This is a genomic window from Tropicibacter oceani (assembly GCF_029958925.1).
GTDB classification, from domain to species: domain Bacteria; phylum Pseudomonadota; class Alphaproteobacteria; order Rhodobacterales; family Rhodobacteraceae; genus Pacificoceanicola; species Pacificoceanicola oceani.
Map to the genome: position 1 here is coordinate 2,518,884 of NZ_CP124616.1, position 23,859 is coordinate 2,542,742.

Sequence of the window (23,859 nt, forward strand, 5' to 3'; positions counted from 1 at the left end):
GTGAGCGTTCAGGATTCTTGGGGGCAGGCGCGCGTGACACGCTTTATCTTTTCCTTTTTCGGCGCCATCTTCAGTGTGCTTACGCTGGGGGCGATGATGATTGCCCTGACCATCGGGGCGGTTTTCTGGATGTATGGCCGCGATCTGCCCAGCCATGAAAGCCTGGCGCAATACACGCCGCCGACGATCAGCCGCATCTATTCGACCGAAGGCCATGTGATCGACGAATTCGCACAGGAGCGCCGTCTGTTCACTCCGGCCAACGAGATCCCCGACCTGGTCAAGCATGCCTTTATCAGCGCCGAGGACAAATCGTTCTACACCCATGCAGGTTACGATCCGCGCGCCATCGTGTCGGCGGCGATCGACACCGCGCGTGGCAATACGCGCGGCGCCTCGACCATCACCCAGCAGGTGATGAAGAACTTTTTGCTGTCGGGTGACCGCAAGGCCGAGCGCAAGATCAAGGAAATCATCCTGGCCAGCCGCGTCGAGACGGCGCTGTCCAAGGAGAAGATCCTTGAGCTGTATCTGAACGAGATTTTCCTGGGGCAGAACGCCTATGGTGTCACGGCCGCCGCGCAGGTCTATTTCAACAAGACCCTGTCCGAGCTTGCCCCGCATGAGGCGGCGATGCTGGCCTCGATGCCCAAGGCACCGTCGAGTTTTCATCCGGTGCGTCGCAAGGAGCGCCTGTTGCAGCGCCGCGATTTCGTTTTGGAAGAGATGCTGGAGAACGGGTACCTGGATCAGGCCACCTATGAACATGAGGTCGCCCAGCCGCTGAAAAGCGTGCAGAACGGCGACTATGCGCCCTATTCCGAAGCCCTGCCGCCGCGCGATTACTTTACCGACGAGATCCGCCGCCAGCTGAGCAGCGATTTCGGCGAGGACCAGTTCTTTTCCGGGGGCTACGCAGTGCGCGCCACGCTGGACCCCGAGATGCAGGTCGAGGCGGCGAAATCGCTGCGCATCGCGCTGGAGCAATTCGACCGCGGGCTGGGGCGCTGGAACGGATCGGGCAAGACGATCCCGGCCGAAGCGCTGACCAGCGAAGAGGCCTGGCGCGAGGCGCTGGCCAACACCCGCATCGCGCGCGACATCGACCTGGAGCGGCCCTGGCTGCCGGCGGTGGTGCTGGAGGTGCGCGATCAGGAACTGGTGGTCGGCATCGAAGGTGTGGAGCAGGGCGATCCGCGCGGCAACAGCATTCCGCGCGCCGATACCTCGTGGTTTTCGGGCAACCTGTTCGACAATTTCAAGCCCGGCGACGTGATCCATGTGCGCGAGATGGTCGAGGATGGCAACGGCGCCTTCATCCGCTGGACCCTGCGGCAGGTGCCCAAGGTGCAGGGCGGGTTCATGGCGATGGACGTCAACACCGGCCGCGTGATCGCCATGCAGGGCGGCTTCAGCTATCAGCATTCGGTGTTCAACCGCGCGACGCAGGCGCTGCGGCAGCCGGGGTCCAGCTTCAAGCCCTTTGTCTATGCCTCGGCGCTGGACAGTGGCTATACCCCCGCGACCATCGTCGTCGACGCCCCGATCGAGATCGACACGCCGCAGGGTGTCTGGCGGCCGCAGAACGCGTCGAAACAGTATTACGGGCCGACGCCGCTGCGCACCGGGATCGAACGGTCGCGGAACCTGATGACCATCCGCCTGGCCCAGGAGGTCGGCATGGACACGGTGGCGCGCTATGCGGAAAAATTCGGTGTCTATGACAACATGGGCCGGGTTCTGGCCAACGCACTGGGGTCGGACGAAACCACGCTGTTCAAGATGGTTGCGGCCTATGCCATGTTCGCCAATGGTGGCGAGCGGGTAGAGCCGACGCTGGTCGACCGGGTCCAGGACCGCTATGGCAACACGATCTATTCGCATGACGCCGCCGAGGGCAACAAGCGGGTCTGCGTGAACTGTGACGACCCAAGCATCCAGCCGGGCCGCAGCCCGCGCATCGTCAACGATCGCGAACGGGTGATGGACCCGGTGACCGCCTACCAGCTGACCTCGATGATGCGCGGCGTGGTCGAGCGCGGCACCGCGGCCGGCACCGTCAACCTGCCGGTGCCCACCGCCGGCAAGACTGGCACCACCAACGATGCCAAGGACGTGTGGTTCGTGGGCTTTACCAGCAATATCGTGGCGGGCTGTTATATCGGGTACGACACGCCGCGCCCGATGGGCAACGCCGCCTCGGGCGGGGGAATGTGCGGGCCGGTGTTTGACCGGTTCATGCGCAAGGCCGTGACGAAATACGGGGGCGGCGAATTCGTTGTGCCTCCGGGCTGTCAGTTCATCAACATCGACCGCTTTTCCGGTGCGCGCCTGTCCGATGGCGCCTCGGGCGACAACGTCGTGTCCGAGTGTTTCCGCGAGGGCGAAGAGCCGATCTTTGGCATCCAGTTCGACGGCGGCTTTGCGGTGTCGGGCAGCTTTGACCTGATCCGCCCCGATGGCGAGAGCGGCGCGCGCGAAGTGACCACCTCGACCGGGAAGAAAGCGGTTGTCGGGCCCAAGGCCGGGTTTGGCACGCTGTCCTCGGGCGGTCTGTATTGATCGCGTAGCAGGGCGGGGTCAAACCCGCCTTGCACCGGCGCGGGCCGTGGACCGGGTGGCAGAATACCCGGGCGGGCGCGGCCTGCGCAAAGCGCTGCGGCGATCGGCGCCGGACATCTTGCCCCGCCTTTCCGCCCTTGGTATCACGCGGCACCCACAGGCACGAGACAGGACCATTTCCGATGCGCGCAGAAGCACAGAACAACGCGGACAAGATCCGCAAATCGCTGGACCTGTTGCGGCAGCGACTGGGCTGGGACACCGCGCAGCACCGGCTTGAGGAATTCAACGCCCGGGTCGAGGACCCCAACCTGTGGGACGATCCCGCCGCCGCGCAAAAGCTGATGCGCGAACGCCAGGGGCTTGTCGATGCGATGGAGACTTACACCTCCATGAAGCAGGAGCTTGAGGATCAGATCGAACTGATCGAGATGGGCGAGATGGAGGACGACGACGAGATCGTCGCCGAGGCCGAGGCCGCGCTGAGCGGGCTGGTCAAGAAGGCCGCGCAAAAGGAACTCGAGGCGCTGCTGAACGGCGAGACCGACGGCAACGATGCCTTTCTGGAAATCAAGGCCGGCGCCGGCGGCACCGAGGCCAACGACTGGGCGCAGATGCTGTCGCGGATGTATGTCCGCTGGGCCGACAAGCGCGGGTTCGAGGTGGAACTGCAGGAAGAGACCCCCGGCACCGAGGCCGGGATCAAATCCGTCACCTACCAGATCAAGGGCAAGAACGCCTATGGCTGGTTGAAATCCGAAAGCGGCACACACCGCCTTGTGCGGATTTCACCCTTTGGCAAGGGCACGCGCGAGACGTCCTTTGCCGCCGTGGGCGCCTATCCGGTGATCGACGACAACATCGAGATCGAGGTGAACCCGGCCGACATCCGCATCGACACCTACCGGTCGTCGGGCGCGGGTGGTCAGCACGTGAACACCACGGATTCGGCCGTGCGGATCACCCACCATCCCACCGGGATCGTCGTGACCAGTTCGGAAAAGTCGCAGCACCAGAACCGCGACATCGCCATGAAGGCCCTGAAATCGCGCCTGTATCAGCTGGAGCTGGACCGCCGCAACGCCGAGGTCAACGCCCTGCATGAGGCCAAGGGCGACGCAGGCTGGGGCAACCAGATCCGGTCCTACGTGTTGCAGCCCTACCAGATGGTCAAGGATCTGCGCACCAACTACGAAACCGCCGATACTCAGGGCGTGCTGGACGGCGATCTGGATGCCTTCATGGAGGCGACGCTGGCCATGCAGGTCGCCGGCAAAAGCCGCGCCGACGCGCAGGCCGAAGACTGACACGCGCCCCGGGCTTGTCCGGGGGCCTTTCGCGCTGATCGGCCCAAAGGCCCCCGGACCCTGTCCGGAGCGGGCGGTTTTTCCAGATAATCCAAAGCTGTATCTGAGAGGCATGTTGCCTGCGCCCGTCATATCCCCTTAACTGAATGTCGGATCAGTTCAGGGGGAGGGAGCGATGCCAGATACGCCAAAGCCGGGGGTGCCCGATCTGGGCGCGGTGGATAGCGCGCTGTTGCGCGAGGCCCTGCGCCGCGGCTGGCAGGATCTGCGCCGCGCGCCGGGCTTTGCCCTGGTCTTTGCCGGGGTCTACGTGCTGGGCGGCTGGGTCATGGCCTGGATCACCTGGTTGACCGGACAGACCTATTGGCTGGTCTTTGCCGCCATCGGCTTTCCCTTGATCGCGCCCTTTGCCGCCGTCGGCTTTTACGACATCTCGCGCCGCATCGAACAGGGGCGGCCGCTGGACTGGATGCAGATATTTTCAGTGGTGCTGCGGCAATCGAAACGGCAGTTGCCGTCGATCTGTGCGATCATCATCGTCGTGTTTTTGTTCTGGTTCTTCCTGGCGCACATGGTCTTTGCGCTGTTCCTTGGGCTGTCGACGATGACCAATGTCTCGACCTCGTTCGAGGTCTACCTGTCGGGCAACGGTCTTGCCATGCTGGCGGTCGGAACCATCGTGGGCGCGGGCTTTTCGACGCTGCTGTACATGATCACGGTGCTGTCGCTGCCGATGCTGCTGGACCGCGAAATCGACTTTGTCACCGCCATGATCACCTCGTTCCAATATGTCGCCAGCCACCCGGTACCGATGTTCGGCTGGGCGTTCTTTGTCGCGGTCTTCACGCTGGTGTCGATGGTGCCGCTGTTCCTGGGCCTGTTCCTGTCGCTGCCGCTGTTGGGGCATGCCACCTGGCACCTGTATGACATGCTGGCCTATGGGCCCGAACGCGGCGCACCCGGACAGGCCGCCGTGGCCTGACGGCCCGGGTGCCAGGGCGATTGATCCGTCAAAGGAATTTGCTACCGCACTAACCTGCGTAAATGCGCGCCATTCGGTTTTGCGCTGGAATACCCTCGTTGCCCTTCCTGAACCAGGAAGGGTCAGGGTGCCCCACGGGTGCCCCGATATTCAAGGAGGGGAAGATGACGAATTCGATTGCAGGTCTGACCTTGGCGGCGGCCGTTCTGGCCGCAGGGGCCGGGTACGCACAGGATCCCGCACATGGCGAAACATACTATTCCCAGTACTGCGCCACCTGCCACGGCCAAAGCGGCAAGGGCGACGGGCCTTTGACGCAGATGATGACCTCGGTGGTGCCGGACCTGACACAGCTGAGCGCCAACAACGATGGCGCCTTCCCGATGCTCGAGGTGATCCACATCATCGACGGGCGCACGGGGCTGCGGTCGCACGGCGGGCCGATGCCGGTCTACGGGGCGCTGTTCACCGAAGAAAGCGGCTCGGACTCGGCCTATGGCGACGTGCTGTACAGCCGCGGCAAGGTGCTGTCGATCGCCTACTACCTGGAGAACATCCAGGAATAAGGACGGTCAGGGCGACAGGGCCGTTTCGGCACCTCAGGCCTCGCGTCCTTCGGCCACCAGGCGCGCGTGCAGGTCCCTTGCGCGCGCGTCGCCCAGTTCCAGCGCAAAGACATAGGCGTGGGTCAGGTAAAAGCAGGCGGCATCCAGAGTGCTGGCGCTGTCGGCGGCCTGGGTATACAGGCCCACCAGCGCCGCGCGGTCATCGCGCGCATGCGCCGCCAGCAGCCGGTCGTCCAGGGGCGTCATTCGGCCGCCTTGGCCTGCGCGCGCCAGTGATCGACCTTGCCCGCCACCCAATCGTGAAAGCAATGCGTCGGCCCGTCCATCGCCGGTGAAAACCGCCCGCCGTCAAAGCCGGGGGCATGGCGGCCCCTTTGCATGCCTTCGACGACAAAGATGTCCTCTTCGAAGACGGTTTTCCACAGCTGCGTGTTGCGCTGGCGCAGCCCGCTGTCGGTGCCGGGGGCGGCATAATACAGGTGGATGTTCTCGACCGTGCGTTCGGGGCCTTCGGGCACCAGCACGATGGCAAAGGCGTGGTCGCGGTGCGCGCCCAGCAGCACGTTGGGATAGATCGCCAGGTATTCGGCCGCAGTGTTCCAGGTATCACTGAGCCCGTCGAAATCTGGGAACGGCTCGCCGTTTTCATTGGTCACCTGGCGATAGACCAGCGTGCCCTGGCCGGAAAAGGCGCCGGGCTGTTCGATGTTGTAGTGATCCTCCAGCCGCGAATAGCTGTTCAGGCCGGGGTGCACCCAGGGCAGGTGATAGCTTTCGCAATAGTTTTCGACCGCCAGTTTCCAGTTGGCGTTCACCGTCATCGTAATCACCGAATCCGCGCCGCCGTGGTACAGCGGTTTGTCGAATTCGGCCCAGCGGGCGATGGCCGGGGCCATGGCCTGTTCAAAGGGCGGGGCATCGCCGGACAGGTTGATCCAGATGACATCGCGCCAGACATGGCTGCGCACTTCGACCAGCCCCAGGCTGTCGCGGTCGATGGCGGCATGGGTGTTCTGGCCCGGGCCGCCCACATGCGGCGTGCTGACCAGGCGGCCATCGGTGCCGTAGCACCACGAATGATAGGGGCAGCGGATCGCGCCTTCGATCTTGCGTGGGGCATCGACCAGGATCATCCCGCGGTGGCGGCAAATGTTCTGAAAGACGCGCACGCCGTCATCCTTGCCGCGCACCAGCAGCAGCGGCATGTCCATGAAGACGATCGGACGGGCATCGCCGATTTCGGGGACGTCGGCGGCCACCGCCAGCCCGGCCCATTGCGTGGCCATCAGGGCCTCGCGTTCCTGGGCGTGAATGCCGGGGTCGATGTAATGGGCATTGGGCAGGCCGTTGGCCCGGTCGACGGGCAGGCGTACCTGGGAAAGGTCGGTGACGTTTTGCGCCATGATCGGGCCTCCTTTGCCTGGATACCCTATCGCGTAACATCGCCGCAGCCGCGCCAGCGCGTCGAAACGCGACATGGGCTGACGCAAACAAGCGGCCCGGCGCCTGCCAGACCGCAGGGCCGCGTCAGGTAAAGGGCACGCCGCTTTTCAGCATCTGGCGCAGGTAGGGCAGCAGCTGGTCGGTGCTGCAGAACCCGACGCTGCGCGCGGCGGCCAGCACCTTGTGGGTGTTGCGGCCCAGGTGTTCCATCACCTGGCGTTCGACACGGCGGCCCGCCACGTCTTCGCGGACCGTGCGGGTGGCATAGCCGACCCAAAAGTTGTTTTCGAACGAAGGCACGCGCGCCATGTAGTTGAAGGTGGCTGTCGCCGCTCCGCGTCGGCTGACCAAAAGCGCGACACCGTCCTCCTGGGGCATCACGACGGCGCGAAATTCGCGCTGCGCGGGGGCGGTGGGCAGGCCCTGTTCGGCCATGGCCTGTTTCGCCTCAAATCCGCGCAGAAAGGTGTGGCCGTCCTTGCGATAGGCATAGGTCAGACCCTGAACGAATTGATCGTCATGCAGAAAACTGCGCCGGACAAAACGGTAAAAGCCCGACGGAAAGTGTTCCTCGGACAGGGTGTCGGCGGAATGGCCGACGAAATCGGCCACCTCGGGGTGTTCGAAAAGCCCAGCCTGCGGCGAATGGATCTGTTCGACCGGTTCCAGAAGAATCCGGGCATCGACGCCGAAATAGGAACAGATCCGGTGCAACACGTCCGGTCTGGGGAAACTTTCGCCCGCCAGGTAGCGGTTATATTGCGTCCGGTTGATACCAAGATCGCGACACAAGGCCGAAATCGAGACAGCGTTACTGGACAGCTGACGCAGGTTCGCGCCGAGCATGTTTCGCAATTCCGCAGGACTTGGCCGGCGGGACGGGGCCTTGGACGTTCCAGCTGGCATGTTCACCTCGCGTCTAGAGTGTATAGTGATAGCGCAAAACTCGCTATGAGAAAAAGTTACGCTAGTTAGCGTCAAATGTGACGCTATTAAGCGTCAGTTCTGGCGCTTAATAGCGCCAAATCTGCAATTTCACGACACAAAAATCAAGATGTAGACGCGGTAAAAATCGTGTCGAAATCGACCTGTCTGAGTCACGTTAAAGAAGCAGAAACCAAAAGGTTCGCTATGGAAGAACGGATGTATGGCGTGGTCCTGTGGGCCGACGCGCGGGACAAAAAAGCAGTGATCTGGTGCGAGGATCATGGCAATCTGGCGTTCTACTCGGGCTCCGAGCCGAGCGCGCACAACGGAGAGCCGCTGGACGCCGGGGATTTGATTCAATTCGATCTTCGCGAAGAGCATGACTTTCGCCGGGCCCGAAACCTGCAGCGTGTGGATTCCGGGTTTGCCCCCGGGCTTCCGGACAAACTGCGCCGGTCGGGCAAGATCGGGATGCCGGGAAACGTCGTGAATTTTCCAAAGGCGCGGGCCTGCTGAGGCGGGCGTTGACCATGGCATCGCCCGGCTGATCCCCGGCTGGGCGCTGCAAGACAAAGGCCCCGACCTGTTGCCAGGCGGGGCCTTGTTGTTTTTCGGCCATGCGCCGCGCCGCAGGCCAGCGCGACCTTGATTTACGCGCCGCGGGCCAGCGCGACCTTGATTTACGCGCCGCGGGCCAGCGCGGCCCTGATTTACGCGCCGCGGGCCAGCGCGGCGACACCCGTCCGGGCAATCTCGATCAGGCCAAGCGGGCGCATCAGGTCAGCAAAGGCGTCGATCTTTTCCGAGGTGCCGGTCAGCTGAAAGACAAAGCTTTCCAACGTCGAATCCACCACATGCGCGCGGAAGATGTCCGCCAGGCGCAGCGCCTCGACCCGCTTGTCGCCTTGTCCCGCGACCTTGAGCAGTGCCAGCTCGCGTTCCACGCTGCTGCCTTCGACCGTCAGGTCGTGGACTTCGTGCACCGGCACGATGCGGCCCAGCTGCGCCTTGATCTGTTCGATCACCTGCGGCGTGCCGGTGGTGACGATGGTGATCCGGCTCAGGTGGCCCTGATGGTCGACCTCGGCCACCGTCAGGCTGTCGATGTTGTAGCCGCGCCCCGAAAACAGCCCGATCACCCGCGCCAGAACGCCCGGTTCGTTTTCGACCAGAACGGCGATGGTGTGGGTTTCCTGCACGTCCGAAAAGCTCGGGCGCAGGTTATAGGCGGAATGCTTGTTCGAGCCCTTCTTGATCTTTAGCGCCGACATCGGTTTCCCTTTCCCGTAAGTACCGCCACCGGGGTGGCTGGCTGATTTCAAGTGCTGCGCTCAGGCGTCATAGCCCCAGCGCTCGATCCATGGTTTCAGATGGTCCAGCGCGGGGGTCATATGGGCCTGATAGCGGTGCCATCGTCCCTGCGCGCTGGTGTACAGGCCCTGCGTGACCTGTTTGTAGCTTGGTGTGCGGATCACCGGGCGGGCGCGGGCGGCGCTTTGGTAATCGGCCATGTCGTCATGCCAGTCCAGCCCCAGATGGGTCAGCACCGGTTCGACCGCGCCGCGCAGGTCGGTGATCAGGTCTTCGTAGCGGATTTCCACCACGTCCAGGCCCAGCCGCGCGCGGTATGCGTCGAACAGGGTAAAGACCCGGTCATACAGCCGCGCGGCCTGCTCCAGATCCAGAAAGTTGTTCATCGCCTCATTGGGCCTGAAGTTCTGCATGTAGCAGCTCAGGACGCTGTCGGCGGGGTGGCGCAGGGCCAGGATGAATTTCGCCCCGGGGAAATGCCGCGCGATGGCGCCGGCCTCGGACAGGTTCAGCGGCATCTTGTCGACGGGCAGGCGGCCGTTCAGCGGGGCGCCAAGGTGGCGTTCGAAATCGGCCAGATAGGCGGCGCGGCGCTGGTCGATCTGCTGTGGCGTCAGCGCGGCCAGCGCCGCGGCTTCACCGTCCGGCGCGATGCCCTTGGACAGATGGGCGCACAGGGGCTGTTCCTCGACCACGGCCAGATGGTCGTGGCCGCGCAGGATCGTATCCAGCAGCGTGGTGCCCGATCGCGGAAAACCGACCAGAAACACCGGCTGCGGGCCGCTGTCCAGGGTTTGCGGCCAAGCGGCGGGCAGGTCGTCCAAGCCGCCAAGGCGCGCGTCAACCATGGCGGCATAGCTGTTCGGCTTGCCCGGTTTGACATGCAACCGGCGTTGCAGATCGTTCATCCGGGTATAGGCAGCAAAGGCCTCGTCGCAGTGGCCCAGGGCATCCAGCACCCGCCCGCGCAGTTCCTCAAGAACCGAGCGGCTGTGCGGCGGCAGGGCGTCAGCCTTGATCCGGTCCAGCAGCGCCAGCGCCGCGGCGTTGTCCTTGCGGCGGCTGAGCGCGGCGGCGGCATGCAGTTGCAGCAGCGGATGATCGGGGCAGGCCTTCAGCGCCTGCTGCACGGTCTGGCCCAGATCGTCCAGCCGGTTCAGCCGTTCCAGCGTGCGGCACAGCGCATCCCAGTTCAGCGGGTTTTCCGGGCCCAGATCAACGGCCTGACGCAGCTGGCCTTCGGCCTCGGAAATCCGGTCCAGATCATAGAGCGCGAGCCCCATCGCCAGATGGCTTTCGGCCATTTTCGGGGCCACATCCAGCGCGGCCTGCGCGGCGTCCAGCGCGGCGGCGGGCTGGTTCATCTGCAACAACAGCGCAGAAAGGTTGATATAGCTGTCGGGCAGCGCCGGATCGGCGCGCAGCGCGTGATCATAGGCGCGCATGGCGTCGTTCAACTGGCCGCTCATGCGCAGGGCGGTGCCCAGGGCGTTGGCGGCATCGCCCATCAGGGGTTGGCGGCCAAGCAGCGCGCGCGCCCCTGAGATGACCTGCGGCCATTTCGCGCCCGACACGGCGCGTTCCAGCGCCTTGGCATCCTTGCGGTCCTGCGGTGTCAGGTTCAGCGCGGGCCTTGCGTGTTTTCCCAATCCTGCCAGTGCCTTGCGCGCCGCCGCATTGCGGCTGTCGCGCGACAGCACCCGGCGCAGCAGCGCCGCCGCCTCGGCCGGTTTGCCAGCGGCCGACAGCTTTGCGGCATGGGCGACCGGGTCGACCTGCGGCGCAAAAGTGGGGGCGGGGCGGGGGGACATGACTGGGTTCGCCGATCAGAATGAAACGGAAGAGGATAGAGTGGCGGGCGCGCAGACGGGCCGCGCGCCCATGGGTCGATCAGACCATCACCGCGCCTTTGCCGGCGATGGCATTGGTGGCATTGGCGTCGCCCAGCAGCATCTTGTTGTGCGGCTCGCCCGAGGGGATCATCGGGAAGCAGTTTTCGTGCTTTTCGACAAGGCAGTCAAAGATCACCGGGCCGTCGTGGTTGATCATCTCCATGATCGCGTCGTCCAGATCCTTGGGGTCCTTGCACAGGATGCCCTTGGCGCCAAAGGCCTCGGCCAGCTTGACGAAATCGGGCAGGGCTTCGGACCAGGAATGCGAATACCGCTCGCCGTGCAGCAGCTGCTGCCACTGGCGCACCATGCCAAGGCGTTCGTTGTTCAGGATGAACTGTTTCACCGGCAGGCGGTACTGGATCGCCGTGCCCATTTCCTGCATGTTCATCAGCCAGGACGCTTCGCCCGCGACGTTGATCACCAACGCCTCGGGGTGGGCCATCTGCACACCGATCGAGGCCGGGAAACCATAGCCCATGGTGCCCAGACCGCCCGAGGTCATCCAGCGGTTCGGGTCCTCGAAACCAAGGTACTGCGCCGCCCACATCTGGTGCTGGCCGACCTCGGTGCAGACATAGCGGTCCATGCCCTTGGTCAGCGCCTCAAGGCGTTCCAGCGCATACTGCGGCTTGATCGTGGTTTCCGACGGCTTGTACTTGAGACAGTCGACCGCACGCCAGCCTTCGATGCGCTTCCACCACTTGGCCAGCGCCTCGCGGTTGACCTTGCGGCCGCGCGATTTCCACAGCTTCAGCGCATCTTCGAGCACATGGCCGACGTCGCCGACAATCGGAATGTCCGCCTTGATCACCTTGTTGATCGAGGAGGGGTCGATGTCGATATGGGCCTTTTTCGAATTCGGGCTGAAGGCATCCAGCCGCCCGGTGATCCGGTCATCGAAACGCGCGCCGATGTTGATCATCAGATCGCAGCCATGCATGGCAAGGTTGGCCTCGTACAGACCGTGCATGCCCAGCATGCCCAGCCAGGCCTTGCCTGACGCAGGATAGGCGCCCAGACCCATCAGGGTCGAGGTGATCGGAAAGCCGGTGGCCTCGACCAGTTCGCGCAGCAGCTGGCTGGCGCCGGGCCCCGAGTTGATCACGCCGCCTCCGGTGTAGAACACCGGCTTTTCGGCGGTCTCGATGGCCTCGACCAGTTCCTCGATCATCTCCATGTCGCCCTTGACCTGCGGCTGGTAGTGCCGCGTGCGGGTCGCCGGTTTCGGCTGGTAGGTGCCGCTGGCGAATTGGACGTCCTTGGGGATGTCCACCAGCACAGGGCCGGGCCGCCCCGAGATCGCCACATGAAAGGCCTCGTGGATGGTGGCCGACAGCTGCTCGGTCTCCTTGACCAGCCAGTTGTGTTTGGTGCAGGGGCGGGTGATGCCGACGGTGTCCGCCTCCTGAAAGGCGTCCGAACCGATCATGAAGGTCGGCACCTGGCCTGTCAGCACCACGATCGGGATCGAATCCAGCAGCGCATCGGTCAAGCCGGTCACAGCGTTGGTCGCCCCGGGCCCCGAGGTCACAAGCACGACACCGGGCTTGCCGGTGGACCGCGCATAGCCTTCGGCGGCGTGCACGGCGCCCTGTTCGTGGCGCACCAGCACGTGACGGATGTCATTTTGCTGGAACACCTCGTCGTAAATCGGTAGCACCGCGCCCCCGGGGTAGCCGAATACCGTGTCCACGCCCTGTTCCTTGAGGGCCTGAACCACCATTTTCGCTCCGGTCATCTGACGTGTCATCGTGCTTCTCCAATTTCCGACACCAGTCCATGTGCGCACAAAAAAGCCCCCGATTTTGGTCGGGGGCGCATGGGTGAACCTTATGGTTCCGGGTTACCCGGCCATGCGCCTTTTGCCTACGATTACCACCAGGGTGCTCATTCGGGGCCTCCGATTGCGTGCGGGGCGAGATTATGAGCCATGAAACGGGGCGTCAACCGCTAAAAGGCAGAAAAGATTGCCGCGAAGGCGGAAAATCTTTGCATTAGTTGCGCGAACGGGGCTGCGGCGCGACATTTTGCGCAAGGGGGCGTGGCCGTGCGGGGTGAAATGCCGCAACCGGCGCGAAATTTCCCCGGTGACGGGGCGTCGTCATTCGAAAAAACTGCTGTTATAGTGCAAGATGGCAGGAAAAAGGTTGGTTACATGGCTGTCAGGCAGACCCGCGTTGCAGGGACATTCTTTCCGAACGATCAGCAGGCGCTGGACCGCGTGCTTGGCGGTTATGACAACGACTGGCAGGACATGCGCGCCGGGCTGCCCAGTGCGGCGCGGGCGGTGATCGCGCCCCATGCGGGCTATGATTTCAGCGGCAAGCTGGCGGCGGCGGCCTGGGCGGCGCTGTCGGGGGCGGACCCCGCGCGCATCGCCATCCTGTCGCCCTCGCACCACGAAGCCTTTGACGGGATCGCGGTCCCGACCATCCACGACGCGGTCGAAGTGCCCCGACGCCGGGTGCGGATCGACAGCCGCGCCTGCGCCGCGCTGATCCGGTCGGACATGGCGCATGGCCGAGAGGCCGCGTTTGAACGCGAACACGGCATCGACACCCAGCTGCCCTTTGCCCGGCATCATTTTCCCAAGGTGCCCGTGGTGCCCATGGTGATCGGCAATGCCACCGAAGGCCAGGTCGCCGCCGCCATCGACCGGCTGTGCCGGATGCAGGGCGAAACCCTGTTCGTGCTGTCCTCGGACCTCAGCCATTTCCTGACGCAGGAACAGGCGCTGCGCATCGACACCCAGACCGCCGGATTGATCGAGGCCGGGCAGGGCGCCCGGCTGACCCCGGCCCATGCCTGCGGCGCAAGGGCGCTGTCGGGCTGGCTGGCGTCGCAGGCGGGGGCGGGATGCCGGCCCTTGCGGCTGGGCATGCACAGCTCGTTCACCGCGACGCAGGATGCCTCGCGGGTGGTTGGCTATGGCGCCTGGGGGTTCTTTGCGCCGCAGGACGACATTCTGGACAATGCCTCGCGCGCGGCGCTGTTGTCACTGGCGCGCGCGGCGCTTGGGTCGCGGCTGGCGCGCGGCTGTTCGCCGGAAATCGACGTGAACAGCTTTGCGGTGCAGCTGCGCACCTTGATGGCCAGTTTCGTGACGCTGGAGCGGAGCGGCCAGCTGCGCGGCTGTGTCGGCTCGATGGCGCCGCACCGGCCGCTGGCGGCGGATGTGGCGGCCAATGCGGTCAAGGCGGGGTTCGAGGACCCGCGCTTTGCGCCGATCAGCGGTGATGAAATCGACGCGCTGGACATCAAGATCGCAGTCCTGACACGGCCCGCGCCGCTTGCCATCACCTCCGAGGCCGATCTGCTGGAGGCATTGGTGCCGCATGAAACCGGCGTCATCCTTGGAGACGGGGACAAGCGCGGCGTGCTGCTGCCCTCGGTCTGGGCCGGGGTGCCGAACCCGCGCGATTTTCTGGCGGCGCTCAAGCGCAAGGCCGGGCTGGCCCCCGATCACTGGAGCGACAGCCTGCAGGTCCAGACCTTTCGCACCGAGGTGGTCACCAGCCGCGCGCAATCCTCGCGCGCGGCCTGAGCGCGGCAGGCGGAATGCAACATCCGCGCGCGCAGACGTGATTTGAAGCGACCGGCGCTTTGCGGCAAGCTGTTTCCAGCCTGTCCCGCAACCAGGAGCCGGAGATGACCAGGAACATTTTTCATCGCGATTTCAACGGCCTCAAGGCCGCCTGCCTGGCCGCGTTGATCGCGCTTGCCTGCCTGATGGGCGAGGTGCCGCACCCGATGACCGACAGCGCCGCCCGGCAGCAATCCACCCCCGAGCGTATCCTGCCCGCCGCCGTGATCGAGGATGCCGCCTGCGCCCAAGCCTGCGCCGGGATCACCCTGTAGCGGTCACATCTTGACGCCGGTGCCCTGCAGAACCCCGTGTTCAAGGGCATAGCGCGTCAGGCCGGCGGTGCTGGAAATGCCCAGCTTGCGCTTGATGTTCTTGCGGTGGGTTTCCACCGTGCGCACCGAGATATCCAGCGCCTGCGCCACTTCCTTGTTGGATTTGCCCTGCGCCAGTTGCAGCAGCACGGTCTGTTCGCGGTTGGTCAGCTGTTCGCGCGCGCCCTCGACCGGGGTCAGCGCGCCCTCGGCGCCGGTACACAGGTAACGCTGACCGGCCATGACCGCGTCGATCGCCTGCTTGATCTCGTCGGTGGGCACGTCCTTCAAAACGTAACCGCGCGCGCCATGGCTGAGCGCGGTCGAGACATATTCCGGCGTGTCATGCATCGACAGCACAAGGATACGGGTGTCGGGGCGGCGTTCCAGGATCATTTCCGTCGCGGACAGCCCGCCAAGGCCGGGCATGTTCAGATCCATCAGGATGACGTCGGGCGACAATTCGTCCAGCCGGTCGATCATCTGCTGACCATCGCAAAGCGTGGCCACGACCTCGATGTCGTCATAGCTTTCGAGGATGGCCTCGATGCCTTCGGCGACCATGGGGTGATCGTCGACAACGACGACGCGGGTTACAGCGTTCATGCCTGCACCTTTGTTTTTCGCGGCTTGCCGTCCTCGGGTTGCAGAAGATGGCTCAGCGGGACCTGCGCCTCGATAACCGTCCCGGTTTTCGAGGACAAGACACGCAGCACCCCGCCCAGCTGGTCCATCCGTTCCTGCATGTTGCGCAGACCGATGCCCTGACGCGGCGCGCGCGGCGCATCGCCAAGACCGATGCCGTTGTCGGAAATGCGCATGGTCGCGCCGTCGCGGTGGCCGCGCAGGTCGATCACCACCTCGGTGGCGGCGGAATGGCGTTCGACATTGGTCAGCGCCTCCTGGGCGATGCGATACAACGCGATCTTGCTGTCCTGGTCCAGCCGGTTGCGAAAGACCACGGTTTCAAAGCGGGTCGTGATGCCGGTGCGGGTGCGGAAATCGTCGGTCAGCGCCTTCAGCGCGGGGCCAAGGCCCAGATCGTCCAGCACGCCGGGGCGCAGGTCGCGGCTGATGCGGCGGACCTCGTGGATCGCCTCGGACAGGTTGTCGATGCCCTTTTGCAGCGTCTCCTCGGCGCGCCCGTCGCCCTGCAGGATGCGGCGGCGGGTGATGTCCAGCGCGTATTTCACCCCGACAAGGATCTGGCTGATGCCGTCATGCAGTTCGCGCGCGACGCGCCCGCGCTCTTCCTCCTGGGCGTCAAACACCCGCTGCGTCAGTTCCTTGAGCTTGGCATCGGCCAGCCGGCGTTCGCGGATGTTCAGGAAAATCCCCGAGGAAAACACCAGCAGCAGCGCCCCCAGCGTGATGACCCCGATATAGACAAAGGTGCGCTGGACGCGGGCTTCGACCTCGGCGCGGCTGGCGGCGACGCTGGCCACGATGTCGTCGATGAAGACCCCGGTGCCCACCGCCCACCGCCACGACGGAAACGAGGTGACATAGGTGATCATCCGCGCTTCTTGCCCGGTGCTGGGCTTGGGCCACAGATGTTCGACATAGCCGGCGCCAGCGCGGGCGGTATAGATGAATTGCTGGACGACCTGGGTGCCTTCGCTGTCGGTCAGATCCCACCAGTTCTGGTTGATCAGGTCGGTCTGGCGCGGCGAGACAAGGTTGTTGCCGTCGTAGTCGTAGACAAAGAAAAAGCCTTCGTCGCCATAGATCATCGCCGCAAGGATCTGCATGACCTGCTGGCGCGCTGCCTCGTCATCGGGGGCGGCCGAGCCGTAGATGAAGTAAAAGCCGTTGCGCGCCTGCGTGACATAGTTCTGCAGCTCGCGCTTTTTCGCCTCGATCAGCCGGGTTTCCAGGCTGCGGATCTCGCGTTCGGCCAGGGCGCGGGACTGGGCGGCCACCAGAAGGGCGATGGCCGTCACCGCAAGGATCATCGGGACAGAGGCCAGAAGAAAGACCTTCTGCCCGTAACTCAGCCGCCATATGCCCCTTTTGCCCTGCATGCGCTCAGCAAAGCAGGAAAGCGGGCGCGGTGAAAGGGGCTACTGCGTCACATAGCCGATGGTCAGGGCGGCAAAGGCGACCAGATGCACCAGCACCAGCGCCCGGTCGCGCCACAGGATGCCGACGGCCAGCCAGCCCAGGATGCCGATCACGAACAGTGGCAGGTTCCAGGGCGTCCAGTTCAGTCCGGTGGCGGCATAGCCACCGATCTGCGCGACCGAGGCGCCCCATTTGACCACATCGACAAGACGGCCGGGCGCGGCCCGGGGCAGGGCGGCATCAGACGGCACGGGTCAGCCCTCCGTCGATGCGCAGGTTCTGCCCGGTGATATAGCCGCCCTCGTCCGAGGCCAGCAGCGAGATCAGGCCAGACACCTCGGCGGTGGTGCCATAGCGGCCCATGGGAATGCGCGCGCGGCGGTCTTCGGTTTCGGGCAGGCTGTCGATGAAGCCGGGGCAGACATTGTTCATGCGCAGCCCTTCGGCGGCGTATTTGTCGGCAAACAGCTTGGCAAAGGCGGCCAGACCGGCGCGGAATACCCCCGAGGTGGGGAACAGCGGATCGGGCTCAAAGGTGGCAAAGGTGGAGATGTTGATGATGCTGCCGCCGCCCTGCGCCTGCATGATCGGCGTGACCAGCCGCGTCGGGCGGATCACGTTCATCAAATAGACCTCCATGCCGCGGTGCCAGTCCTCGTCGGGGATCTCCAGCACCGGGCCCTTGGGGCCATGCCCGGCGGAATTGACCAGAACATCGACGCGGCCCCAGCGCTGCACCGCGCCATCGACCAGGGTTTTCAACGCCTCTGGGTCCAGGTTCGACCCGGTCACGCCAAAGCCGCCCAGCTCTTTGGCCAGCGCTTCGCCCTTGCCCGAGGACGACAGGATCGCCAGTCGGAAACCGTCCGCAGCCAGACGGCGCGCCGCGTCGGCGCCCATGCCGCTGCCGCCGGCGGTGACGATGGCCACTTTTTCTAGGGTCATGTTGCAACTCCTGGTGGTTTGATGCCTTGCTTTGGTGCAGGATAAAAGGCGCGCGGCGGCCTGCACAGGCCAGAAGCGCTGCCATGAGGGTGTAGGAAAGCTGATGTCAAAGACGGACGACCTGCCGCCGCTGAACGCCCTGCGCGCCTTTGCGGCCGCCGGGCGCCACCTGACCTTTCGCGCCGCCGCCGGGGAACTGGGCGTGACCCAGGGCGCGGTGGCCCAGCATGTGCGCGCGCTTGAGGCGCGGCTGGAGCTGCCGCTGTTCGAACGTCATCCGCGCGGGCTGACCCTGACCGAGGCCGGGCGGCGCTATCACGCGCAACTGGAACGCGCCTTTCGCATCCTGACCGAGGCGACGCATGATTTGCGCCCCGGCCCGCAGCGGGTGACGATTTCGGTCACGCCCAGTTTCGCGGCCAAGTGGCTGATCCCCAACATGGCCGATTTCGCCGCCGCCCATCCCACGGTTGACCTGCGCGTCATGGCGACCGAAACGTTGTCGCGCTTTCAGGCGGACGGGGTCGATATCGTGGTGCGGTATGGTGTGCCGCCCTTTGGTGCGGCGCTGGAGGACCGGCAATTGTTCCGCGAAGGGGTGATTCCCGTCTGCTCGCCCCGGCTGTTGGAACAGGCGGTGGACCTGACCGGGCTAAGCCTTTTGCATGATTCCACCGACCTGTGGCCCGATTATATCGAACAGGTGCTGGGCATGGCGCGGCCCAAACGCCTGTCGGGCCCGCGCTTCAGCACCATTTCACTGGCGCTGGACGCGGCGATGGCCGGGCAGGGGGTGGCGCTGGCCAACCGCTTCATGGTGGCGCGCGAATTGGCCAGCGGCCGGTTGGTCCAGGCGCATGACGGGGCGCTGCGCACGCCGCAGGGCTATCACGCGCTGACCCCGCGCGAGAACCTCAAGAATCCGGCGGTCCGGGCGGTCTTTGAATGGCTGTCCACATGCGCATCCGGCGAAACGCAGCCAGCAACGCACGCATGACGGGAATTCACGGCCGGTAAGGGGCGAAATTGGTCCCTTTTGTGCACCACCTCCGTAGCACTGGGTATTCCCTTCGCAAATTCGCGCGCCTAGGGTGTGCCCACTCTAACCGATCGCACGCGGTGGGGAGCCACGTGCGCAAAAAAACCTTATGGGAGGATTCTAAATGGATCGTCGTTCTTTCCTTCGCACCTCGACCGTTGGTGCAGGCGCTGCGGCCGCCGCGTCGACGCTGGCAGCCCCGGCATACGCCCAGGGCAAGCGGACCCTGACCATGGTCACCTCGTGGCCGCGCGGCTTTGCCGTTCTTGATGACGCGGCTTCCTACCTGGAAAAATTCGTCGGCGAGATGTCCGATGGCACCCTGACCATCGACAAGAAAGCCCCGGGCGAACTGGTGGGCGCGCTGGAAGTGTTTGACGCCGTGTCCTCGGGCCAGGCTGACATGTATCACTCGGCCGACTACTATTTCATCGGTCAGCACCCGGGTTACGCCTATTTCACCGCGGTTCCCTTTGGCGGCACCGCGCAGGAAGTCAGCAACTGGTACTACCACGGCGGCGGCGAAGAGCTGCACGACGAGCTGGGCTCGATCTTCAACATGAAGGGCCTGCTGGCCGGCAACTCGGGCTCGCAGTCCGGTGGCTGGTTCCGCAACGAAATCAACTCGGCTGACGATTTCAACGGTCTCAAGTTCCGCATGCCGGGCCTTGGCGGCAAGGTGCTGGGCAAGCTGGGCGCATCGGTCCAGAACATCCCCGGCGGCGAACTGTACCAGGCGCTGTCCTCGGGTGCGCTGGACGGTCTGGAGTGGGTTGGCCCGATGGCCGACGAACGCGCCGGCTTCCAGGAAGTGGCGAAGGTCTACTACACCGCCGGTTTCCACGAGCCGGGCTCGGCGCTGGCCGCCAACGTCAACCTGGACGTCTGGAACGAGCTGTCGGACCAGCACAAGTCGATCCTGCGCTATGGCTCGATGGCCGTGACCCAGTTCCAGCTGGCCGAAACCCTTGCCAACAACGGCGCCGCACTGGCCCGTCTGCAGGCGCAGGGCGTCAAGACGCTGCAGTTCTCGGACGACGTCTGGGATGCCTTCGGCAAGGCCTCGGCAGAGGTCATGGACGAGAACATGGGCGACGAGCTGTTCGCCAAGATCCGCGCGTCCTTCGAAGCCTCGCTGGCCAACTCGGCGGCCTGGATCCAGAAGTCGGACGGCTACTACGTCGAGCAGCGCGTTCGCGTGCTGGGCGGCTGATCCAGCCCTTTCGAATAAGGAAAGGCCCCCGCATGTCGGGGGCCTTTTCGCACATGGCCCCGCGCGGGGCCTGAAGATTTCCAAGACAGGCCGGCGCACCGGCCGATGAGGGGGAACTCATGGAACAAGAGGGCACGGGCGGCTTTTTGCCAGCCTTGGCCGATGGGATCGTCTGGGTCGTCCAGTCCATCCTGATGGCGTTCTACAATCTGGTATATGCGATCACCCATCCGGGTCTTTGGCTGGACTTCCTGAGCTGGAACGGCACCACCGAAGACAAGGAATCGGTGATGCGCCTGGTCTACTACGGCGGCTCGACCGAGCTGTTCTTCGTGGCGATCGTGGTGTTCCTGGTGATTTTCGGCATTGGTCTGTGGCGCAATTCGTTCCTTTGGGGCACCGTTCGGGTGCTTGAAGGCTTTGCCAACGTCGTTGGCCGTTTTGCCGCCTGGGCGGGCCTTTTGATGGTGCTGCAACAGGTCATCATCGTCTTCATGCAGCGGATTTTCACCCGGCCCGACATTTCGTTCGGCTTTGGCATCCCGCTGCAGTTCGACATTTCCTGGTTCGCCGAGGAACTGAAACTGTACAACGCCATGGTCGTGGCCCTGTGCCTGACCTATACCTTTGTGCAGGGCGGCCACGTGCGCGTCGACCTGGTCTATTCCGCCGTCAGCTACCGTACCAAGCGGGTGATCGACATGTTCGGATCGCTGTTCTTCATGATCCCCATGGCGACGATGATCTGGCTGTATTCCTGGTTCTTCCTGTGGCGTCACCTGATCGTGCCGAACCCCTCGGCCTCGGACCAGCTGGACCGCCTGCTGAACAAGGCGCGCGCCATGCGCTGGAACGTGGAAACCATCGGGTTCAGCCCGAACGGCTTTACCGGCTACTTCCTGTTCAAGATCCTCATGGTCGCATTGGTCGGGATGATCTTCATCCACGCCTGGGCCTTCTTCTTCCGGTCCTTCCTGGAATGGAAAGAGGGCGAGGAATCCGAGGGCAAGTACCTGGACCGCGATATCCTTGAAGAGGGCGAAGAGCCCTATGACCACGCAGAATTCTGAGGCGGAGACAGACAAATGCTATTCGGACTAGATGGCGTCGAGATCGGCCTGATCATCGTCTTTCTCACGCTCTTTGCAGCGATCCTTTCGGGTTTCCCGGTGGCCTTTGCCATCGGGGGCGCGGGGGTCATTTCCTTCGGCATCATCGCCGCGCTCGACAGCGCGGGATTGCTGATCCACCAGGCCATCGACAAGGACAGCGCGGAATATGCGGCGCTGATCGCCTCGGGGGCCAACCAGGAAGTCATATCGATCTTCCGAAACCCGGACCTGCCAAGGATCGGGGTTCCGGTCTTCCCGCAGGGCTGGGAAGTCGCGATGGACCGCAACGTGTCCTTCATCGTCAACCGGATCAACGAACGCGTCATCGCGGGCCAGTCCATCGAAACGCTGCTGGCGGTTCTGATGTTCGTCCTGATGGGGATCGTCCTGGAACGGTCGAAGATCGCGAATGACCTGCTGACCACCATGGCGCGCGTCTTTGGCCCGCTGCCCGGCGGTCTGGCCGTGTCGATCGTCGTCGTTGGGGCCTTTCTGGCGGCGTCGACCGGGATCGTCGGGGCCACCGTGGTCACCATGGGTCTGCTGGCCCTGCCGACCATGCTGCGCAACAACTATTCGCCGGAACTGGCGACGGGTGTCATCGCGGCCTCGGGGACGCTGGGGCAGATCATTCCGCCCTCGATCGTGATCGTGCTTCTGGGCACGCTTGCGGGCGATCTGTATTCGGCCGCGCAGGAAACCCGCGCCGTCGAGGCAGGCTGTACCGACGCGTTGACCTACCTGGGCGAGCCGGCCGTGGTTTCGGTGGGCACCTTGTTCCAGGCGGCGCTGCTGCCCGGTATCCTGCTGGCGCTGCTTTATGCGGTCTATGCCTTTGGCTTTGCGATGCTGAACCCGTCCAAGGCCCCGGCCGTGGCCATGGGCGAAAGCACCAACGAACCGGTCACCCGCTCCGAAGCCTTTACCTGGCTGCTGGGCGCGCCGGTGGCGCTGATCGTTGGCGTGATGCTGCTGTCGCAGGTCAATATCGTGGGCAGTCAGGACACCCGTGTCTCCAGCTTCTCGGATATCGGCGAGGCGGCAAGCCTGCGCACCAATGTCGACGCGACCTGCAAGGCCGCGATGATCGACCTGCACGGCCAGGAGGCCTGGGACACGGCAGTTGCCGAACAGCAGGCCATCGACGCTGCGGGGGGCGCGACACAAAGTGAACGCCTGACACCCGAACAGATCGAACAGGCGCGCGCCGACAAGGTGGCCGCAGCTGCGCCCATCGGCACCGGCATTGCCATCCTTGCGGTGATGATGGGGGTGATCCTGGTCTTTGCCCGCGGGATTTCGCCCAGCTCGGACCCGATGCCGCTGATCGTTGGCGGACTGGGGATCGTTCTGGGGCTGCTGGTGGACATCGTCGCGATCAAGCCGCTGACCTCGCCCGGGGTCACGGTGATCCTGATGGCGATCCCATGGGCGCTGTCGCTGTACGGCTGCTATCATGCGATGATCCGCCTGTCCAAGCACGACCTGCTGCGCGTGGTCTTTCCGCCGCTTGTGCTTATCGTCGCCGTTCTGGGGTCGATCCTGGGCGGCATCACCAACCCGACGCCCGCTGCGGCGCTGGGGGCGGCAGGGGCCATCATGCTTGCAGCCTATCGCAAGCTGAAGGACGAGGACCGCAGCCCCAAGGTGATCATCTGGTCGACGCTGGCCGTGCTGATCATGATCCTGCTGGGCGTGAACTTTGACCTGCGCATCAATGCCGACAATGTCAGCTTTGAAACCTGGGTGGCCTTCTTCTTTGCCTATGCCGCCTATCTGTACGCGCTGTTCGGTCTGCTGTTCAGCTGCTGGGTTCTGTACCGGTCGGGGGTCCTGACCCCTGCGGTGCGCGAAACCGCCAAGGTGACAAGCATGGTCTTTACCATCCTGATCGCCTCGCAGCTGCTGAACCTTGTGGTGATTTCCTTTGGGGGCGAACATTACATCCAGGACTTCCTGAAAAGCTTTGACAGCGAGATCAAGGTTTTCCTGATCGTGATGCTGGTGCTGTTCGTGCTGGGGTTCGTGCTCGATTTCCTTGAAATCATCTACATCGTGGTGCCGATCGTGGGGCCGGTGATCTATGGCGGGTCCTTCGACCCCAAGTGGGTGACCATCATGATCGCGGTCAACCTTCAGACCTCGTTCCTGACGCCGCCCTTCGGCTTTGCGCTGTTCTACCTGCGCGGCGTGGCCCCCAAGGAGGTGACGACAGCGCATATCTATCGCGGTGTCATTCCCTTCGTGCTGATCCAGGTGCTGGGTCTGGCGATCCTGTGGTACTTCCCGGGGATCGTGACCATCGTGCCGGACCTGATGCCGAACTGATCCGGCGCAAGCGACTGAAAACAAAGGCCGTCCCATCCGGGGCGGCCTTTTTCGTCAAGGTTTTATTAACCAAAAAGACGCGAAATTGCCCCAAGGTCAACTTTTCCACGCCAAAAACAATCGCCATTTTTGAAGCTACCGGTTGAACAGCCGGAAACAATCAATTGGTAGATACAGGTAAACGAAATGGTTCTCTTTCAGGCAAACACTGGCGGTATTGATCGCCCGACCCGGACAAACAAACCGCGCAGCCCCTTTGGACACGGCC

21 protein-coding genes are annotated in these 23,859 nt (G+C 64.1%); 11 read left to right on the forward strand and 10 right to left on the reverse strand.

Going from position 1 to position 23,859, the window contains the following annotated elements:
* The first annotated feature begins 33 nt into the window (after positions 1–33).
* From QF118_RS12205 to QF118_RS12220, 4 genes are all read left to right on the forward strand, one after another.
* Entirely contained in the window at positions 34–2,562 is a 2,529-nt protein-coding gene (locus QF118_RS12205; protein WP_282299331.1) for a penicillin-binding protein 1A, read from the forward strand.
* A 182-nt stretch (positions 2,563–2,744) separates the two neighbouring features.
* Positions 2,745–3,869 carry a peptide chain release factor 2 gene (gene prfB, locus QF118_RS12210; protein WP_282299332.1) on the forward strand — a complete coding sequence of 375 codons (1,125 nt, stop codon included), beginning with the start codon at positions 2,745–2,747 and terminating at the stop codon, positions 3,867–3,869.
* A 175-nt stretch (positions 3,870–4,044) separates the two neighbouring features.
* Positions 4,045–4,851 (forward strand): DUF2189 domain-containing protein, encoded by an 807-nt coding sequence (locus tag QF118_RS12215; protein ID WP_282299333.1) that lies wholly within the window; start codon positions 4,045–4,047, stop codon positions 4,849–4,851.
* A gap of 164 nt (positions 4,852–5,015) precedes the next feature.
* Entirely contained in the window at positions 5,016–5,417 is a 402-nt protein-coding gene (locus QF118_RS12220) for a c-type cytochrome (RefSeq protein WP_282299334.1), read from the forward strand.
* Between the two features lie 33 nt (positions 5,418–5,450).
* Here the strand turns inward: QF118_RS12220 and QF118_RS12225 are convergent, their stop codons facing one another.
* The 3 genes from QF118_RS12225 to QF118_RS12235 all read right to left on the reverse strand — a co-directional run bounded on the left by QF118_RS12225 (position 5,451) and on the right by QF118_RS12235 (position 7,706).
* A complete protein-coding gene (locus QF118_RS12225; RefSeq protein ID WP_282299335.1) occupies positions 5,451–5,663 on the reverse strand; it encodes a hypothetical protein in 213 nt (70 codons plus the stop codon).
* On the reverse strand, positions 5,660–6,820 hold the full coding sequence (locus QF118_RS12230; RefSeq protein ID WP_282299336.1) for an aromatic ring-hydroxylating oxygenase subunit alpha: 1,161 nt from the start codon (positions 6,818–6,820) through the stop codon (positions 5,660–5,662). Before QF118_RS12230 ends, QF118_RS12225 begins: the two co-directional genes overlap by 4 nt.
* 124 nt (positions 6,821–6,944) lie before the next feature.
* Positions 6,945–7,706: a helix-turn-helix domain-containing protein gene (locus QF118_RS12235; protein WP_282299337.1), complete on the reverse strand. Its 762-nt coding sequence runs from the start codon at positions 7,704–7,706 to the stop codon at positions 6,945–6,947.
* A gap of 228 nt (positions 7,707–7,934) precedes the next feature.
* On the opposite strand from QF118_RS12235, the gene QF118_RS12240 reads away from it, so the two are divergent.
* A complete protein-coding gene (locus QF118_RS12240; RefSeq protein WP_282299338.1) occupies positions 7,935–8,303 on the forward strand; it encodes a hypothetical protein in 369 nt (122 codons plus the stop codon).
* A gap of 194 nt (positions 8,304–8,497) precedes the next feature.
* Here QF118_RS12240 and ilvN read toward each other — a convergent pair whose 3' ends face one another.
* From ilvN to QF118_RS12255, 3 genes are all read right to left on the reverse strand, one after another.
* Positions 8,498–9,058, reverse strand: a complete 561-nt coding sequence (ilvN, locus tag QF118_RS12245; protein ID WP_282299339.1) for an acetolactate synthase small subunit — start codon at positions 9,056–9,058, stop codon at positions 8,498–8,500.
* Positions 9,059–9,118: 60 nt separating this feature from the next.
* On the reverse strand, positions 9,119–10,909 hold the full coding sequence (locus QF118_RS12250) for a tetratricopeptide repeat-containing sulfotransferase family protein (RefSeq protein WP_282299340.1): 1,791 nt from the start codon (positions 10,907–10,909) through the stop codon (positions 9,119–9,121).
* A gap of 79 nt (positions 10,910–10,988) precedes the next feature.
* Positions 10,989–12,743 (reverse strand): acetolactate synthase 3 large subunit, encoded by a 1,755-nt coding sequence (locus QF118_RS12255; protein WP_282299341.1) that lies wholly within the window; start codon positions 12,741–12,743, stop codon positions 10,989–10,991.
* A gap of 405 nt (positions 12,744–13,148) precedes the next feature.
* On the opposite strand from QF118_RS12255, the gene amrA reads away from it, so the two are divergent.
* Positions 13,149–14,537, forward strand: a complete 1,389-nt coding sequence (gene amrA / locus QF118_RS12260) for an AmmeMemoRadiSam system protein A (RefSeq protein ID WP_282299342.1) — start codon at positions 13,149–13,151, stop codon at positions 14,535–14,537.
* Between the two features lie 104 nt (positions 14,538–14,641).
* Positions 14,642–14,851: a hypothetical protein gene (locus QF118_RS12265; protein WP_282299343.1), complete on the forward strand. Its 210-nt coding sequence runs from the start codon at positions 14,642–14,644 to the stop codon at positions 14,849–14,851.
* Between the two features lie 3 nt (positions 14,852–14,854).
* On the opposite strand, the gene QF118_RS12270 is transcribed toward QF118_RS12265, so the two are convergent.
* From QF118_RS12270 to QF118_RS12285, 4 genes are read right to left on the reverse strand one after another with little or no spacing between them, the layout of a single operon-like run.
* The gene (locus QF118_RS12270; protein ID WP_282299344.1) at positions 14,855–15,496 is read right to left on the reverse strand and encodes a response regulator transcription factor; all 642 of its coding nucleotides are present in this window, start codon (positions 15,494–15,496) and stop codon (positions 14,855–14,857) included.
* Entirely contained in the window at positions 15,493–16,914 is a 1,422-nt protein-coding gene (locus tag QF118_RS12275) for a cache domain-containing protein (RefSeq protein WP_282299345.1), read from the reverse strand. The genes QF118_RS12270 and QF118_RS12275 overlap by 4 nt, the downstream gene beginning before the upstream one ends.
* Before the next feature lie 39 nt (positions 16,915–16,953).
* Entirely contained in the window at positions 16,954–17,205 is a 252-nt protein-coding gene (locus QF118_RS12280; protein WP_282299346.1) for a DUF6552 family protein, read from the reverse strand.
* Positions 17,195–17,899 carry an SDR family oxidoreductase gene (locus QF118_RS12285; protein ID WP_282299347.1) on the reverse strand — a complete coding sequence of 235 codons (705 nt, stop codon included), beginning with the start codon at positions 17,897–17,899 and terminating at the stop codon, positions 17,195–17,197. Before QF118_RS12285 ends, QF118_RS12280 begins: the two co-directional genes overlap by 11 nt.
* A 103-nt stretch (positions 17,900–18,002) precedes the next feature.
* Between QF118_RS12285 and QF118_RS12290 the strand changes: the two genes are divergently transcribed.
* The 4 genes from QF118_RS12290 (at position 18,003) to QF118_RS12305 (ending at position 23,591) form a co-directional block, all read left to right on the forward strand.
* On the forward strand, positions 18,003–18,896 hold the full coding sequence (locus QF118_RS12290; RefSeq protein WP_282299348.1) for a LysR substrate-binding domain-containing protein: 894 nt from the start codon (positions 18,003–18,005) through the stop codon (positions 18,894–18,896).
* Between the two features lie 166 nt (positions 18,897–19,062).
* Positions 19,063–20,151: a TRAP transporter substrate-binding protein gene (locus QF118_RS12295; RefSeq protein ID WP_282299349.1), complete on the forward strand. Its 1,089-nt coding sequence runs from the start codon at positions 19,063–19,065 to the stop codon at positions 20,149–20,151.
* 119 nt (positions 20,152–20,270) lie between these two features.
* Positions 20,271–21,221, forward strand: coding sequence for a TRAP transporter small permease subunit (locus QF118_RS12300; protein ID WP_282299350.1), 951 nt, complete (start codon positions 20,271–20,273; stop codon positions 21,219–21,221).
* A 15-nt stretch (positions 21,222–21,236) separates the two neighbouring features.
* The gene (locus tag QF118_RS12305; protein WP_282299351.1) at positions 21,237–23,591 is read left to right on the forward strand and encodes a TRAP transporter large permease; all 2,355 of its coding nucleotides are present in this window, start codon (positions 21,237–21,239) and stop codon (positions 23,589–23,591) included.
* Positions 23,592–23,859: the final 268 nt, after the last annotated feature.

What these genes read in the sequence shown, in the direction of transcription:
- prfB (WP_282299332.1), top strand. Translation starts at nt 2,745, where the DNA reads ATGCGCGCAGAAGCACAGAACAACGCGGACAAGATCCGCAAATCGCTG.
- QF118_RS12215 (WP_282299333.1), top strand. Translation starts at nt 4,045, where the DNA reads ATGCCAGATACGCCAAAGCCGGGGGTGCCCGATCTGGGCGCGGTGGAT.
- QF118_RS12220 (WP_282299334.1), top strand. Translation starts at nt 5,016, where the DNA reads ATGACGAATTCGATTGCAGGTCTGACCTTGGCGGCGGCCGTTCTGGCC.
- QF118_RS12225 (WP_282299335.1), bottom strand. Translation starts at nt 5,663, where the DNA reads ATGACGCCCCTGGACGACCGGCTGCTGGCGGCGCATGCGCGCGATGAC.
- QF118_RS12230 (WP_282299336.1), bottom strand. Translation starts at nt 6,820, where the DNA reads ATGGCGCAAAACGTCACCGACCTTTCCCAGGTACGCCTGCCCGTCGAC.
- QF118_RS12235 (WP_282299337.1), bottom strand. Translation starts at nt 7,706, where the DNA reads ATGCTCGGCGCGAACCTGCGTCAGCTGTCCAGTAACGCTGTCTCGATT.
- ilvN (WP_282299339.1), bottom strand. Translation starts at nt 9,058, where the DNA reads ATGTCGGCGCTAAAGATCAAGAAGGGCTCGAACAAGCATTCCGCCTAT.
- QF118_RS12250 (WP_282299340.1), bottom strand. Translation starts at nt 10,909, where the DNA reads ATGTCCCCCCGCCCCGCCCCCACTTTTGCGCCGCAGGTCGACCCGGTC.
- QF118_RS12255 (WP_282299341.1), bottom strand. Translation starts at nt 12,743, where the DNA reads ATGACACGTCAGATGACCGGAGCGAAAATGGTGGTTCAGGCCCTCAAG.
- amrA (WP_282299342.1), top strand. Translation starts at nt 13,149, where the DNA reads ATGGCTGTCAGGCAGACCCGCGTTGCAGGGACATTCTTTCCGAACGAT.
- QF118_RS12265 (WP_282299343.1), top strand. Translation starts at nt 14,642, where the DNA reads ATGACCAGGAACATTTTTCATCGCGATTTCAACGGCCTCAAGGCCGCC.
- QF118_RS12270 (WP_282299344.1), bottom strand. Translation starts at nt 15,496, where the DNA reads ATGAACGCTGTAACCCGCGTCGTCGTTGTCGACGATCACCCCATGGTC.
- QF118_RS12275 (WP_282299345.1), bottom strand. Translation starts at nt 16,914, where the DNA reads ATGCAGGGCAAAAGGGGCATATGGCGGCTGAGTTACGGGCAGAAGGTC.
- QF118_RS12285 (WP_282299347.1), bottom strand. Translation starts at nt 17,899, where the DNA reads ATGACCCTAGAAAAAGTGGCCATCGTCACCGCCGGCGGCAGCGGCATG.
- QF118_RS12290 (WP_282299348.1), top strand. Translation starts at nt 18,003, where the DNA reads ATGTCAAAGACGGACGACCTGCCGCCGCTGAACGCCCTGCGCGCCTTT.
- QF118_RS12295 (WP_282299349.1), top strand. Translation starts at nt 19,063, where the DNA reads ATGGATCGTCGTTCTTTCCTTCGCACCTCGACCGTTGGTGCAGGCGCT.
- QF118_RS12300 (WP_282299350.1), top strand. Translation starts at nt 20,271, where the DNA reads ATGGAACAAGAGGGCACGGGCGGCTTTTTGCCAGCCTTGGCCGATGGG.
- QF118_RS12305 (WP_282299351.1), top strand. Translation starts at nt 21,237, where the DNA reads ATGCTATTCGGACTAGATGGCGTCGAGATCGGCCTGATCATCGTCTTT.